This window comes from Streptomyces sp. NRRL S-920, assembly GCF_000717945.1.
Classification (GTDB): domain Bacteria; phylum Actinomycetota; class Actinomycetes; order Streptomycetales; family Streptomycetaceae; genus Streptomyces; species Streptomyces alboniger.
In genome coordinates this window covers 75,033-89,743 of sequence record NZ_JODF01000033.1, presented here as the reverse complement: position 1 = coordinate 89,743, position 14,711 = coordinate 75,033, and the positions used below count along the sequence as shown (strand labels likewise).

Annotated in this window: 12 protein-coding genes; 8 read left to right on the top strand and 4 right to left on the bottom strand. The window is 71.4% G+C overall.

Going from position 1 to position 14,711, the window contains the following annotated elements:
- The first annotated feature begins 300 nt into the window (after positions 1-300).
- From IG54_RS0123485 to IG54_RS0123470, 4 genes are all read left to right on the top strand, one after another.
- A complete protein-coding gene (locus tag IG54_RS0123485; protein WP_030787824.1) occupies positions 301-1,239 on the top strand; it encodes a DUF3027 domain-containing protein in 939 nt (312 codons plus the stop codon).
- A 321-nt stretch (positions 1,240-1,560) separates the two neighbouring features.
- The gene (locus IG54_RS43010; protein ID WP_030787822.1) at positions 1,561-1,950 is read left to right on the top strand and encodes a hypothetical protein; all 390 of its coding nucleotides are present in this window, start codon (positions 1,561-1,563) and stop codon (positions 1,948-1,950) included.
- A gap of 173 nt (positions 1,951-2,123) precedes the next feature.
- Positions 2,124-5,252, top strand: coding sequence for a sacsin N-terminal ATP-binding-like domain-containing protein (locus tag IG54_RS0123475; protein ID WP_030787820.1), 3,129 nt, complete (start codon positions 2,124-2,126; stop codon positions 5,250-5,252).
- Between the two features lie 260 nt (positions 5,253-5,512).
- Positions 5,513-6,355 (top strand): hypothetical protein, encoded by an 843-nt coding sequence (locus tag IG54_RS0123470; protein ID WP_030787818.1) that lies wholly within the window; start codon positions 5,513-5,515, stop codon positions 6,353-6,355.
- Positions 6,356-6,362: 7 nt separating this feature from the next.
- Here IG54_RS0123470 and IG54_RS0123465 read toward each other — a convergent pair whose 3' ends face one another.
- Both IG54_RS0123465 and IG54_RS0123460 read right to left on the bottom strand, forming a co-directional pair.
- Positions 6,363-8,765, bottom strand: a complete 2,403-nt coding sequence (locus tag IG54_RS0123465) for an HAD-IC family P-type ATPase (RefSeq protein ID WP_030787817.1) — start codon at positions 8,763-8,765, stop codon at positions 6,363-6,365.
- Positions 8,766-8,872: 107 nt separating this feature from the next.
- Positions 8,873-9,130: a DUF2530 domain-containing protein gene (locus IG54_RS0123460; protein ID WP_030787816.1), complete on the bottom strand. Its 258-nt coding sequence runs from the start codon at positions 9,128-9,130 to the stop codon at positions 8,873-8,875.
- A gap of 179 nt (positions 9,131-9,309) precedes the next feature.
- On the opposite strand from IG54_RS0123460, the gene IG54_RS0123455 reads away from it, so the two are divergent.
- Positions 9,310-10,758 (top strand): NCS2 family permease, encoded by a 1,449-nt coding sequence (locus tag IG54_RS0123455; RefSeq protein ID WP_030787815.1) that lies wholly within the window; start codon positions 9,310-9,312, stop codon positions 10,756-10,758.
- Between the two features lie 96 nt (positions 10,759-10,854).
- Here the strand turns inward: IG54_RS0123455 and IG54_RS0123450 are convergent, their stop codons facing one another.
- A complete protein-coding gene (locus tag IG54_RS0123450; RefSeq protein WP_030787814.1) occupies positions 10,855-11,037 on the bottom strand; it encodes a toxin-antitoxin system HicB family antitoxin in 183 nt (60 codons plus the stop codon).
- Positions 11,038-11,180: 143 nt separating this feature from the next.
- Between IG54_RS0123450 and IG54_RS0123445 the strand changes: the two genes are divergently transcribed.
- The 3 genes from IG54_RS0123445 to thpR all read left to right on the top strand — a co-directional run bounded on the left by IG54_RS0123445 (position 11,181) and on the right by thpR (position 13,743).
- On the top strand, positions 11,181-11,618 hold the full coding sequence (locus tag IG54_RS0123445) for a MarR family winged helix-turn-helix transcriptional regulator (RefSeq protein WP_030787812.1): 438 nt from the start codon (positions 11,181-11,183) through the stop codon (positions 11,616-11,618).
- A 91-nt stretch (positions 11,619-11,709) separates the two neighbouring features.
- On the top strand, positions 11,710-13,053 hold the full coding sequence (locus IG54_RS0123440) for an MFS transporter (protein ID WP_030787809.1): 1,344 nt from the start codon (positions 11,710-11,712) through the stop codon (positions 13,051-13,053).
- Positions 13,054-13,152: 99 nt separating this feature from the next.
- A complete protein-coding gene (gene thpR, locus IG54_RS0123435; protein ID WP_030787805.1) occupies positions 13,153-13,743 on the top strand; it encodes an RNA 2',3'-cyclic phosphodiesterase in 591 nt (196 codons plus the stop codon).
- A 344-nt stretch (positions 13,744-14,087) separates the two neighbouring features.
- Here thpR and IG54_RS0123430 read toward each other — a convergent pair whose 3' ends face one another.
- Entirely contained in the window at positions 14,088-14,672 is a 585-nt protein-coding gene (locus tag IG54_RS0123430) for a Uma2 family endonuclease (RefSeq protein ID WP_030787802.1), read from the bottom strand.
- Positions 14,673-14,711: the final 39 nt, after the last annotated feature.

The window sequence follows — 14,711 nt, the reverse complement described above, 5'->3', positions numbered from 1 at the left end:
GGGTGGTGCCGGGGGAGTGGAGGTCCCGCGGGGAGGGGGCGGGCGAGGAGTTCGGGGGGAGCGGGCGGGCCGGGCGCGTACGTCGGTGTAGGCCCAGGGGCCAGGAGAAGGTAGCGTGCGTAGCGCGCCTGCGGCGGTTGTTCTTGGCCGCGCGCCTCTCGGTCATCCCGCAGAATGGGTGACGTAGGTGCGCCCGAGAACGTCGGGCGCGGACGTTGACGCGGCCCCCTGGTCCGCTCCGTCCGCCCCCCGCGTAAAGGTGGCGCACTCGTGAGACGGCGTAGGAGAGAAGCGATACCTGTGAGCGCAGCGACAACGCGAAGCCGTACCCAGCGCACCCCGCGTACCCCCGACCGCCTGTGCGCCGAGGCGGTCGGCCTCGCGCGCGCCGCGGCCGAGGAGACCGCCGCGCCCGGTGTGGTCGGTGAGCATGTCGAGGTCGTCGTCGAGGGCGACCGCGTCGTCACGCACCTGTTCGAGTGCAAGGAGTTCGGCTACCGCGGCTGGCGCTGGGCGGTGACGGTCGCCCGTGCCTCGCGGGCGAAGGTCGTCACGCTCGACGAGACGGTACTGCTGCCGGGCCCCGATGCCCTGCTGGCCCCCGAGTGGGTGCCGTGGAGCGAGCGGCTGCGCCCCGGCGACATGGGCCCCGGCGATCTGCTGCCGACCGACGCCGAGGATCTCCGTCTTGAGCCCGGCTTCACCGGTGAGGAGGAGCCGCCGCCGAACTCCATCGTGTCGCAGGAGATGGCGGCGCTCGCCGAGGCCGAGGACGCCGAGGTCACGGCGGGATCGCCCGCCGAGCTGCCGATGGCCCCGGCGCGTGGCTCCATCGCGGCGATCGCCGATGAGCTGGGCATGCGCAGGGCGCGGGTCCTGTCGCGGTACGGGCTGCATGTCGCCGCCGACCGCTGGGAGGAGACGCACGGCGCGAAGACCCCGATGGCGCAGGCGGCGCCGGCGGCGTGCGTGAGCTGCGGGTTCCTGGTCGCGATCGGAGGCTCGCTCGGGCAGGCGTTCGGGGTGTGCGCCAATGAGTTCGGGCCCGCGGACGGACATGTCGTCTCGCTCTCGTACGGGTGCGGCGGCCACTCGGAGGCAGCCGTCATGCCGAAGCCGCCCCGGCCCGCACCGCCGGTTCTCGACGAGACGCGGGTGGACGTACTGCCCCTTCGCCCCGCGGCGGACTCGGGCTCGGTCTCGGTGGAGGGCCCGAGCGAAGAACTGGGCCACAGCTAGTCCAGGGCCGAGAGCGTGGCCGCGAAGTCCCGCCTGCGCCGCGACGCGGGGCACGCACTCTCGCCGCGTCGGCCGTAAGCCCGGGTACGCCCAGGACGAGGGCTTCCGGCCGTCACACCGAGCGCACGCACCGGACGCCGCGACGCCCGCCCTGCGGGCGGACGCCGGGACTTCGCGGACACGCCCCACCCCGGACCCCGAGGCTCGGTGACCGACTCCGGTACGGAGTAGAGCCCGGACGTTGCCGGTTTCCAGCAGTGAAGCGTGGGAGGGGCAGAGGGAACAATCCCCTCATCCTGCTCCCGAAAGGACTCCGCTTCCGTGCTCGCTTCCGTCGACGTCAGGTGGCTGTGGCTGATGGCCGCGGCGGCCACCGTGCTGCACAGCTCCGCCATGGCCCTATGGGTTCCCCTCCGCAAGTTCCGGCTGACGTACCCCTGGGTCTGGGTCGTGACCGGGGTCGTCTACCTGGGCCTGGTCGGGTGGGCGGAGGGAATCGCCCCGGGTGGACTCCTCGTCCTCTACTCGTTCGCCCTGACCGGGCTGACGATCGGGCTGTTTCCGTCCCGCAAGCTGCTCACGACGTACGCCCGCGAGATCGACGCGGGCGTGGCACGCGATACGTTCGGCATGCCGCGCCGGCACGTCGTGTTCTGTGTCGCCGTCGTGATCGTCATGTCGATGGCGTCGTTCGCGCTGACGCGCGCATAGGCCGCGCGCACACAGGGCCCGGCCGGCATCCACGGGCGCCCGCGCCAGGAGGCGGTAGCGTTCGCCCGCAGGGCGGCCCCGGCCCACAGTGGAGGGGAAGGCCGCAGCCCCGTCCGACCCAGTCCAGCCCCGCCAAGCCCAGCGCAGCGGAACCGCAGAGGAGAGAGACGCCCGTGAGCAAGACCGTGCGGCCGGCGGCCGAAGGTACGGATCCCTTCGGCACCGCCCGCCTCCGCCGCGGAGTCCTCGACGCCTGGGCGGCGGCCCCCGCCCGCTTCCGTGAGGACGCCAACGCCGAGGAAGACCTCGCCCTCGGCGGCTACCGCGACCGCCTGGTCGTCGAGCTGGCCCAGAACGCCTCCGACGCCGCCGCCCGCGCGGGCGTCCCCGGACGGCTCGCCCTGACGCTGCGCGACGGCGTCCTCGCCGCGGCGAACCGCGGCGCCCCCCTCGACGCCGCCGGGGTCGAGTCCCTGTCCACCCTGCGCGCCTCCGCGAAGCGGGAGGAGAGCAGGGACCAGAAGGGGCAGAGCGTGGGACGGTTCGGCGTCGGGTTCGCCGCTGTGCTCGCCGTCAGCGACGAGCCCGCCGTCGTGGGGCGGACCGGCGGCGTCCGCTGGTCGCTGTCCGAGGCCAGGGAACTGGCCGCGGAGACCGCCCGGTTCAGCCCCGGCCTCGGCGACGAGATCCGGCGCAGGGACGGGCACGTACCGCTGCTGCGGCTGCCACTGGCCGCCGAGGGCATCGCTCCCGAGGGATACGACACCGTCGTCATCCTGCCCCTGCGCGACGCCGCCGCCGAGGACCTTGTCGCGCGGCTCCTCGGCGAGGTCGACGACGCCCTGCTCCTCGCCCTCCCGGGCCTTGAGGAAGTCAGCATCGAAACCCCGGACGGCGCCACCCGCACCCTGCGCCGCCGCACCGAAGCCCCGTACACCGTCGTCGAGGACAGCAGGGACGGCACGACCCGTTGGCGCACCGTCAGCCGCCAGGGAGCCCTCGACGCCGCCCTCCTGAAGGACCGGCCCGTCGAGGAGCGGCTGCGCCCGCACTGGTCGGTCACCTGGGCCGTCCCGGCCGACAGCGCCGGTGCCCCGGAGCGGCCCCGCACCACCCCCGTCGTGCACGCGCCGACCCCCAGCGACGAGCCGCTCGGCGTGCCGGCGCTGCTCATCGCGTCGTTCCCGCTGGACACCGCGCGGCGGCACGCCGCGCCCGGCCCGCTGACCGACTTCCTCGTGGAGCGGGCGGCGGACGCGTACGTCGAACTCCTCGGCGACTGGCGGCCGGTGGGCGAGGAGATCATCGCCCTGGTGCCCGGCCCGCTCGGCCGGAGCGAGCTGGACGGCGCCCTGCGCCAGGCCGTCCTGGAGCGGCTGCCGCGCACCGCCTTCCTGCCGCCCGCCCTGCCCCGGGGCGAGGAGGACGAGGACGGTCTGCCCGAGACGCTGCGGCCCCGGGACGCGGAGGTCGTGGAGGGCGCCGGTGCCGACACGGTCCGGGTGCTCGCCGAGGTGCTGCCCAGCCTGCTGCCCGCGGGACTTGAGCGCCGCGCCGAGCTGCGCACCCTCGGTGTCGCCCGCGTCCCGCTGACCGAGGCGATCGACCGGCTCGCCGGTCTGGAGCGGGAGCCCGACTGGTGGCGCCGCCTCTACGACACCCTCGCCGGGGTCGACCCGGAGCGGCTCTCCGGGCTGCCGGTGCCGCTCGCCGACAGGCGTACGACGATCGGGCCCCGGCAGGTGCTGCTGCCCGCCCCCGGCGACGAGCGCGACCCCGCGTCGCTGGCCCGCCTCGGCCTCAAGGTCGCCCACCCGGACGCCGCCCACCCGCTGCTGGAAAAGCTCGGCGCGCTCCCCGCCACGCCCCGCGCCGTCCTGACCACCCCGCAGGTGCGCGCGGCCGTCGCCGCCTCCCTCGACGACGACACGTGGGACGAGGACGCCCTGGACGCCGAGGAGTTGGCGGACGTCGTGCTCGCGCTGGTGCGGGACGCGAATCTGGCGCCCGGTGACGAGCCGTGGCTGGCCGCCCTCGCCCTGCCCGACGAGGACGGCGAACTGGCGCCCGCCGGTGAACTCGTCCTGCCGGGCAGCGACTTCGCCGCGGTCATGCGCGAGGACGAACTGGCCCTCGCCGACCAGGAGCTGACCGAGCGCTGGGGCGAGCAGCCGCTGGCCGCCTGTGGCGTGCTCGCCACCTTCGCGCTCGTACGGGCCACGGACGTCGTCCTCGATCCGGACGAACTGGAGCCCCGCGAGGGCGACTTCGCCGAGCCCGACGACGCCGGGCTCCTCGACGCCGTCGACGTGTGGTGCGAGGACCTGCTCGACCGGCTGCCGGACACCCCGGTGCCGCCGGTCGCCACGGAGATCGTCGCCGTACGGGATCTGGACCTGGTCGACGACGAGTGCTGGCCGCAGGCGCTCGCGATGCTCTCGCGCCCGCCGCTGCGGGACGCGCTGACACAGCCGCTGCGGGTGCTGCTGCCGGACGGCACGACGCAGTCCGTCCGCCCCTACACGGCCTGGTGGCTGCGCGGCCATCCCGTCCTCGACGGGCGCCGGCCCGCCGGACTGCGCGCGGAAGGCGGCGATCCGCTCCTGGTCGGGCTCTACGACGCGGCGGACGCGTCCGGGTTCGGCGACGAGCAGGTGCTGCGGGCCCTCGGCGTACGCACGTCCGTCGCCGCCCTCCTTGAGGAGCCGGGCGGCGCCGCCGAACTCCTCGACCGGCTCGCGGACCCGGAGCGGACCGTTTCCCCCGGCCAACTGCACGCCCTGTACGGCGCGCTGGCGGATCTCGACCCGGAGCGGGTGACGCTCCCCGACGAGCTGCGCGCGGTGGTGGACGGCGAGGTCGTGGTGGTCGACGCGGCGGACGCGGTGGTCGCCGACGCCCCCGACCTGCTGCCGCTGGCCGACGGTGTGGCGCTGCTGCCCGTCGAGCCCCGCAGGGCCGGTGACCTGGCGGAGCTGTTCCAGGTGCGCAGGCTGAGCGAGACGGCGGCCGTCGATCCCGCGGGCCAGGGCGTCGAGCGCGCGGTGCCGGAACCGGTGCGGATCCTGCTGGGCGCGACGACCCCGCGGACGTACGTCGAGCACGACGAACTGATCGCGGGCGGTGTGGAGCTGGACTGGCGGCGCACCCCGGACGGCACCGTGCACGCGGCGACCCTGGAGGGGGTCGCGGCGGGGCTCGCCTGGGCGGCCGGGCAGTGGCCGCGCCGCTTCGAGGTGGCGGCGCTGCTCGAAGATCCGTCGCGGACGGCGGAGTTGGCACGGGACCGCTGGTTCGACTGATCCGCCGCTTCGACTGATCCGCGGGTTCGGCTGACTCGCGGGTTCGACTGGTCCGCACGGGTCCGGATCGTCCGGTTCCGCCCCCGCGCCAACGGGGCGGAACTGGGCATTCCGTAACCCGGTCACATTTTCTTCACTCGCCGTACAACCACTCGCCCCTGCCGCGAGTCTGATCTTCCGAGTCAACAGACTCCTAGATCACTTGGGCCTCGCGTGACGGCTATGCACCGCAAGGCCCCCTTCTCCACCTGGGGAAACACATGCGCATCCGTGCCACCGTGGCCGCACTGACCGGCACCCTGGCCCTTTCCGCACTGGCTGTTCCGGCTGCCCAGGCCGACGACGCCCCGAAGACGCCGAACCTCTCCACCTTCATCGCCGACGCCCCGGCCGACTCGGTCGAGGGTGACACCAAGATCACGAAGATCACCGTCAACGGCGGCAAGGACATCGTCGTCGGCACCTCCGCCAAGAAGACGGTCAAGATCGCCGTCACCGCGACGGACCCGTCCGGCATAGAGGACGCCACCGCGTTCCTGTGGCACGGCACGGACTTCGACAGCGACACCGGCATCGACGGCTCGATGGTCCCCGACGTCATGGAGGGTGACTGCACGGCCGTCGACGCGACCACCTCCACCTGCACCACCACGGTCGTCGCCGACCCGATGTCGAACATCTACAGCAACATCCTGGCCGGCAAGTGGAAGGTCTGGACGATCGCCCAGGGCAAGGACGGCGACCACGTCTCCACCGACTCGTACCCGACGAACGTCTCGGTGAAGCGCGCCGCCAAGCTCACCACCAACGCCTCCCCGGAGCCGGTCAAGAAGGGCAAGACCATCACGGTCACCGGCGCCCTGACCCGCGCCAACTGGGAGACCTCCGAGTACGCGGGCTACACCAGCCAGTCCGTGAAGCTGGAGTTCAAGAAGAAGGGCGCGAGCACGTACTCCACCGTCAAGACGGTGAAGTCCGGCTCGAAGGGCGCGCTGAAGACCACCGTCACGGCCTCCGTCGACGGCAACTACCGCTACGTCTTCGCGGGCACGTCCACCACCGCGCCCGTCACGGCCACCAGCGACGCCATCGACGTCCAGTAGTCACGGCTCACGCCGGAACGCGGCGGTCCACCCAGCGGTAGACGACCTCGATGGCGAGTGAGGCCACCGCCGCGATCGCGACCGCCGCCCACGGCATCGTCGTGCCCACCAGCTTCAGCTGGAAGAAGTCCTGGAGCCAGGGCACGGTCAGCACGAGCAGGAAGCCGAGACCCATCGCGCCGATGAGGCCGATCCGCCACCACGTGTAGGGGCGGGCGATGATGGCGAGGACCCACATGGCGATCAGGAACAGTGCCAGAGTGGCCGCGCTGGTCTCGGCTTCCCGCGCGCCCGCGCCCTCGTAGTGGTGCCGGGCCAGCAGATACGTCGCGAAGGTGGCGACGCCCGCGATGACGCCGCCCGGGATCGCGTAGCGCATGACCCTGCGGACGAAGTGCGGTTGAGCGCGCTCCTTGTTGGGGGCGAGGGCCAGGAAGAAGGCCGGGACGCCGATCGTCAGCGTGGACAGCAGCGTCAGATGCCGTGGCAGGAACAGGTACTCGACCTGGGAGCAGACCACGAGCAGCGCGAGGATCACCGAGTAGACGGTCTTGACCAGGAACAGGGTGGCCACGCGCGTGATGTTGCCGATGACGCGGCGGCCCTCGGCGACGACGGAGGGCAGCGTCGCGAAGCTGTTGTTGAGCAGCACGATCTGCGCCACGGCCCGCGTCGCCTCCGAGCCCGAACCCATCGAGACGCCGATGTCGGCGTCCTTCAGGGCCAGTACGTCGTTCACCCCGTCGCCCGTCATCGCGACCGTGTGACCGCGTGACTGGAGGGCGCCCACCATGTCGCGCTTCTGCTGCGGGGTGACCCGGCCGAAGACCGCGTTGTCGTCCAGGGCCCGCGCCATGTCGTCCTTCTCGGCGGGCAGTCGCCGCGCGTCCACGGTGTTCTGCGCGCCGGGCAGGCCGAGCTTGCCCGCGACCGCGCCCACCGAGACCGCGTTGTCGCCCGAGATGACCTTGGCGGCGACGTCCTGCTCCTCGAAGTAGCGCAGGGTGTCCGCGGCGTCGGGGCGCAGCCGCTGCTCCAGGACGACGAGCGCGGTGGCGTCGGCCCTGTCCGCCACGTCGGGGTCGTCGAGGTCGCCGGCCGCGCGGGCGAGGAGCAGGACACGCAGACCCTGTTCGTTCAGCTCCTCGATCTCGGTGAGGGCCGGATCGTCGTCCGGCAGCAGCACGTCGGGCGCGCCGAGCAGCCAGGCGGAGGCGGTGCCGTCACCCTCGCTGAAGGAGGCGCCGCTGTACTTGCGGGCCGAGGAGAAGGGCAGGGACTCCGTGCAGCGCCACTCCTCGCTGTCGGGGTAGGCGTCGATGATGGCCTGGAGCGAGGCGTTCGGGCGCGGGTCGGACTCGCCGAGGGCGCCGAGGACTTTACGTACGTACTCCTCGTCGGAGCCGTTCAGCGGACGCAGCTCGGTGACGTCCATGCCGCCCTCGGTGAGGGTGCCGGTCTTGTCCAGGCAGACCGTGTCGACGCGCGCGAGGCCCTCGATCGCGGGCAGTTCCTGGACGAGGCACTGCTGGCGGCCCAGCCGGATCACCCCGATCGCGAAGGCCACGGAGGTGAGGAGGACGAGCCCCTCCGGGATCATGGGGACGATCCCGCCCACCGTGTACGCGATGGACTCCTTGAAGTTGTCGTCCTTGACGACGAGCTGGGAGATCACCAGGCCGATGGAGGTCGGCACCATCAGCCACGTCACGTACTTGAGGATCGTGGAGATGCCGGAGCGCAGCTCGGAGTGGACGAGGGTGAAGCGGCTCGCCTCCTCGGCGAGCTGCGCGGCGTACGCCTCGCGGCCGACCTTGGTGGCGGTGAACGAGCCGCCGCCCGCGACCACGAACGAGCCCGACATCATCCGGTCGCCGGGCTTCTTGACGACGGGGTCGGCCTCGCCGGTCAGGAGCGACTCGTCGACCTCCAGGCTGTCGGTCTCCACGGCCTCGCCGTCCACCGGGATCTTGTCGCCGGGGCCCAGCTCGACCAGGTCGCCGAGGACGATCTCGGAGGCGGAGATCTCGGTGGCCCTGCCGTCGCGCCGCACGGTCGGCTTGGCCTCGCCGATGACGGCCAGGGAGTCGAGGGTCTTCTTGGCCCGCCACTCCTGGATGATGCCGATGCCGGTATTGGCGACGATCACGAAGCCGAAGAGGCTGTCCTGGATCGGCGCGACGAACAGCATGATCACCCAGAGCACGCCGATGATCGCGTTGAAGCGGGTGAAGACGTTGGCCCGGATGATCTCGGCGAGGGAGCGGGAGCTGCGGACCGGTACGTCGTTGACCTCGCCGCGGGCGACCCGTTCGGCGACCTCGGCGGCGCTCAGCCCCCTGGGCGGCCCCTCGGGCGGCGGCACGGGGTGGACGGGGTCGAGTTCGGCGCCCGCGTCGATATGCGTCATGCATTCGACGGTAAGGGCGGTGCTGGGGCTTCACCCCTTGAATGCCCCAAAGATCCGACCTCGGTAGGACGCGCCCCGTCCCCTGGTCGTACGGGCCCGGACCTGTCCTAGTCGGACTGAGTGACCTTCGACCTCTTGATCGCGGCGTCGCGCACCCGTACGTACCAGATGCCGATGAGGCCGAGGCCGCCGCCGGCCAGGCAGGTCCACACCCACCAGGTGGCGTCGCGGTCGTCGAACCAGCCGTAGAAGGGGAGCTGGGCCAGGAAGAGGACGAACCACAGGATCGTGCCGCCCGTGATGGTGGCGACCACCGGGCCCTCAAGGGGCTCCGGCGCTTCGTGCTTGGGGGTCCACTTGGCCATGAGGCCTAGCTTACGGGGCCTCCGCCGGGGGCCCCGCGGCACCCGCGGCCCCCGTCCGCGCCCTTGCCCCGTCGGGGTCTACGCGCGGAGATAGCGATTTCCGCTTTATGTATTCATACTGAAACGGCTTATGAATGGCCGGTTGCTTTCGTACGAAAATACAAGTCACGAGGTTTTCCATGTCCCCCTCGGCCCCTGGCCCGGTCGACGCCGGTAAAGAGCCCCCGAAGCCCCCGCGGGGCGGGCTCGACGGCTACTTCAAGATCAGTGAGCGGGGCTCGACCCTGGTCAGGGAAGTCCGCGGCGGCTTCGCCACCTTCTTCGCGATGGCGTACATCATCGTGCTCAACCCGATCATCCTGGGCAGCGCGAAGGACATGTACGGGCACCAGCTCGACAACAAGCAGCTGGTCACCGCCACCGTGCTCACCGCCGCCTTCACCACGCTCCTGATGGGCGTCATCGGCAACGTCCCGATCGCGCTCGCCGCGGGCCTGGGTGTGAACACCGTCGTCGCCCTCCAGCTCGCGCCCCGCATGTCGTGGCCCGACGCCATGGGCATGGTCGTCCTCGCGGGCTTCGTCGTGATGCTGCTCGTCGCGACCGGACTGCGAGAGCGCGTGATGAGCGCCGTGCCGCTCGGGCTGCGCAAGGGCATCGCGATCGGCATCGGCCTGTTCATCATGCTGATCGGCCTCGTCGACTCCGGTTTCGTCTCGCGCATGCCGGACGCCGCACACACCACCGTGCCGTTGCAGCTCGGCGGGGACGGTCACCTCAACGGCTGGCCGGTGCTCGTCTTCGCGCTCGGCGTGCTGCTGACGCTGGCCCTGATGGTGCGCAAGGTGCCGGGCGCCATCCTCATCAGCATCGTCGTCATGACGCTCGTCGCGATGATCATCAACTCCGTCGCCGAGGTGCCGTCCTGGGGTCTGACCACTCCCGAGTGGCCGGGCAACCCGGTCTCGACGCCGGACTTCGGGCTCGTCGGTGAGATCAGCCTGTTCGGCGGTTTCGAGAAGGTCGGCGTCCTGACCGGCGTCCTCTTCGTCTTCACCGTGCTGCTCTCGTGCTTCTTCGACGCGATGGGCACGATCATGGGCATCGGCGACGAGGCGAAACTGACGGACGCGAACGGCAACATGCCCGGCATCAACAAGGTGCTCTTCGTCGACGGCATCGCGGTCGCCGCGGGCGGCGCCTCGTCCTCCTCGGCCACCACCTGCTTCGTGGAGTCCACGGCGGGCGTCGGCGAGGGCGCGAGGACCGGCCTCGCGAACGTCGTCACCGGCGGCCTCTTCGCCGTCGCGCTCTTCCTCACGCCGCTCGCCACGATGGTTCCGTCCCAGGCGGCCACTCCCGCGTTGCTCGCGGTGGGCTTCCTGATTCTGTCCGGGTCCATTCGGCAGATCGACTGGAGCGACTACACGATCGCGATCCCCGCGTTCGTGACGATGCTGATGATGCCGTTCACGTACTCGATCACCAATGGCATCGGCATGGGGTTCATCACGTTCACCGTGTTGCGGCTGGCGGCGGGGCGGGGGCGGGACGTTCCGGCTGCGATGTACGCGGTGTCGGCCGTGTTCGCCTTCTACTACCTGATGCCCGCGTTGGAACTGACGTAGGTCTGACGTAGGCACGTGCGGGTGCGTGGGGGCTGGTCGCGCAGTTCCCCGCGCCCCTTTGGGGCGCCTCCCTCGTGCCCCCTTTCGGGCGCCTGCTTACGCCGCTCCGTAGAACTTTTCCGTCTCCTCGACCGACCTCGCGAAACGTTCGTCGAAGTCGTCTCGAATGAGCGTCCGGACCACATAGTCCTGGACGCTCATTCCTCTTTTGGCGGCGTGCGTCCGGAGCCGGTCGTGCAGCTCACCGTCTATCCGCAGGCTGAGCACTGTCGATCCCATGGGGGACAGGGTCTCGGCCACTCACGGGGGACACCCGTCTTTCCGTCGTTCACTCACTCTTACGGGTGACGAATGGGTTTGGTGGTCGAGAGGCGGGGAAACCAGGTGGTCCTTAGCTAGGGTAATGAGTTACTCTAACGAACATGCCGGACCTCTCCCATGGTGACGACGCCGTCGCCGTGAACGCCTTGCGCTCCGCTGTGATGCGCCTTTCCCGTCGACTCAAGCACCAGCGGGTCGACGAGTCGCTGAGCCCCACCGAAATGTCGGTGCTCGGCACCCTCGCCCGCTGCGGCCACGCCACTCCGGGCGAGCTGGCCCGCAAGGAGCACGTGCAGCCGCCGTCGATGACTCGTATCGTCGCGCTGCTCGAGGCCAAGGGCCTGGTCCGGCTCGAACCGCACCCCGATGACCGCCGCCAGAAGGTGGTCACCCAGACCGAGACCGCCGAGGCCATGCTCGAAGAGAGCCGCCGCAAGCGGAACGCCTGGCTGGCCGGCCTGGTCGAGCACCTCGACGAGGACGAGTGGGCGCGCCTGCGCGCCGCCGCCCCCGTCCTGGAGAAGCTCGCCCACCTCTGAGCCGCCGGGGCCACCGGGGACCGCCGGCACCGAGCCGCCGGTCCCGCGCCACCTCACACACCCTTCGTACGCAAAAGGAGGCGAACGCACTTTGAGTACGGGATCCGGAGCAGACTCCGCCCCCGCACCAACCACCCTCGACAAGTCTGAACCCCGCAAGTCCTCGATGTTCAGCTCGCTGAAGATCCGCAACTACCGGCTCTTCGCGACCGGCGCGGTCGTCTCGAACACCGGCACCTGGATGGCCCGCATCACCCAGGACTGGCTGGTGCTCAGCCTCACCGGCTCCTCCGCGGCCGTCGGTGTCACCACGGCCATGCAGTTCCTGCCGATGCTGCTCCTCGGCCTCTACGGCGGCGTGATCGCCGACCGCTTCGCCAAGCGGAACCTGCTCTTCTGCACCCAGGGCGCGATGAGCGTCAGCGGCCTCTTCCTCGCCGCGCTCACCCTCAGCGGGCACGTCCAGGTCTGGCACGTCTACGTGGCGGCCTTCTTCACCGGTCTCGTCACCGTCGTCGACAACCCGACGCGGCAGTCCTTCGTCTCCGAGATGGTCGGCCCCGACCAAGTCCGCAACGCCGTCTCGCTCAACTCGGCGAACTTCCAGTCCGCCCGCCTCATCGGCCCCGCCGTGGCGAGCGGCCTGACCGCGGCCGTCGGGCCCGGCTGGGCGTTCCTCGCCAACGGCCTGTCCTTCCTCGCACCGCTCACCGGCCTGCTCCTGATGCGCCCCGACGAGCTGCACCCCACCCCGCGCAAGCCGCGCGGCAAGGGGCAGCTGCGGGAGGGCCTGGACTACGTCTCCCGGCACCCCGAGCTGATCTGGCCGATCGTCCTCGTCGGCTTCATCGGCACCTTCGGCTTCAACTTCCCGATCTGGCTGAGCGCCTTCGCGGACGAGGTCTTCCACGGCGGCGTCGGGATGTACGGCCTGTTCAACACCCTGATGGCGCTCGGCTCACTGGCGGGCGCGCTCCTCGCGGCCCGCCGCGGCACCTCGCGGCTGCGGCTGCTCACCGGGGCGGCGATCGCCTTCGGCGCGCTCCAGATCGTGGCGGCCCTCGTGCCCGAGCTGTGGATGTTCGTCGGGCTGATCGTGCCCATCGGCATCCTCGGCCTGACGGTGAACGTCACCGCCAACTCCTCGGTGCAGATGGCGACCGACCCCGAGATGCGGGGCCGCGTCATGTCGCTGTTCATGATGGTCTTCGTGGGCGGCACGCCGCTCGGCGGACCGCTCTTCGGCTGGCTCGCCGACGCCTACGGCGTGCGGCTCAGCATGGCCGTCGGCGGCCTGGTCTGCGCGCTCGCCGCGGTCGGGGTGGGCCTGATGCTGGCGCGCGCGGCGAACCTCCGGCTGAAGGTGGACCTGCGCCGCGGCAGGCAGCACCTGCGCTTCGTGCCGAGGGAGCGGGAGCTGACGACCGCGGCGTAGCCCGGCTGGGCGGCGGGCGTGCGGGGGCCCCGGCTGGGCGGCGAGCGTGCTGGGGGGCCCGCGACAGCTCTCTGAGCGAGTCGCGGGGAGACTCTCCCCATGAGACTCTTCGCCGCGGTTCTCCCTCCGGACGCCGTGATCTGCGAACTGGCCGCCGCCGCGGCCGGTTTGCGCAGGCTCCCCGGCGCCGAGGCCCTGCGCTGGGCGCCCCGCGACAGCTGGCACTTCACGCTCGCCTTCATGGCCGAGGTGCCCGAGGAGACCGTGCCCGACCTCACCGCCCGCCTGGCGCGGGCCGCGCACCGCACGCCGCCCTTCGCGCTCGCCCTGCGCGGCGGCGGACGCTTCGGGGAGCGGGTGCTGTGGGCCGGGGCCACGGGGGAGGTGGCCGCGCTGCGGCTCCTTGCCCAGCGGGCGGAGGCGGCGGCGCGCAAGGCGGGCCTCGCGAGGGAGGAGGCCAGGCCCTACCGCCCCCACCTGACGCTGGCGCGCGGCTCCGGCGGGACGGACCTCCGCCCGTACGCCGAAGCCCTCGCCCCCTTCGCGGGCGCGTCCTGGACGGTGGAGGAGCTGACGCTCGTACGCAGTGAGCTGCCGAGGAGCGGCGTGCCGGGCGAGCGGCCCCGGTACGAGACGATCGGGCGCTGGCCACTGGGAGGCGGCGCCCGGCTTCCGGGGGCGGCCGGTTAACCTCGACGGTGTGGACCCGAAGACCAGAAACCGGATCATGGCCGGTGTGCTCGTGATGATGCGGCGTTGTCGTCGGTTGTCAACGCTCCGCGTTGCCGCCCTCCTCCGCCTTGCATCTCGACGCACCAGACCCCGCTCACCAGCGCAGAAAGGTGACCGTCGCCCAAGTGCGGCCTGATCCGCCGGACAGGCCCTAGCGCCTGGCCCGGCCACCCCGCCCACCCCGAGGGGCTACCAGGCGCGTCGGCAGCGCCGCTCGCCGCCCTGGGCGGACCAGGTTCCGATGAGGGAGTGGCTGGGTCCTGGCCGAGGGGGTTGAAAGGCTCTGGGGCAGGGGGCTCGGGTCAGTCGCGGCAGAAGTCGGAGGTGTCGAAGGTAAGGCTGAGGGGGGTGTGGGTCAGGTCGACCTTCTCGCCGAAGTCGACGGTCGTGTGGACGTGGTAGTCGCCGTCCTTGGGCCGGGTGTAGACGTGACACTTGCCCTGGTAGGGATCGACGATGAGGTAGACGGCGACTCCGGCGGTGGCGTAACCGGTCTTCTTGGGGCCGTAGTCGTTCGGGCCCGTGCCCCGGGAGATCACTTCGGCGACGAATTCGACGTCGCCGCACTGGAACCCGCCCCGCTCCGTGCGTTCGGCACCCTCGGCGACCAGGGCCACGTCACTACAGAAGGCGTTCAGCTCTCCGGGGTAGTCGATGCGGACGTCGGACAGCAGGCGCTGACGCGGGTATTTGGTCCTCAACTGCTCCAGGATGCCCACGGTGATGTCCCAGTGGTTGGTCCGCTGCGGCGCCATGTAGACGACGCCCTCGATGATGTCGATCTTGTACCCCTCAACGAAGGGCCCCCGCTCAAGCGCCTCGAACATCTCGTCCAGGCGCGCGGTGTCGTTGTCGGCCATCTTGATCCTGTCGTCCACAGGAGTCATCGTGGCGCTCCTCCCCGGCTGCCTCCTGGGACGGGCAAC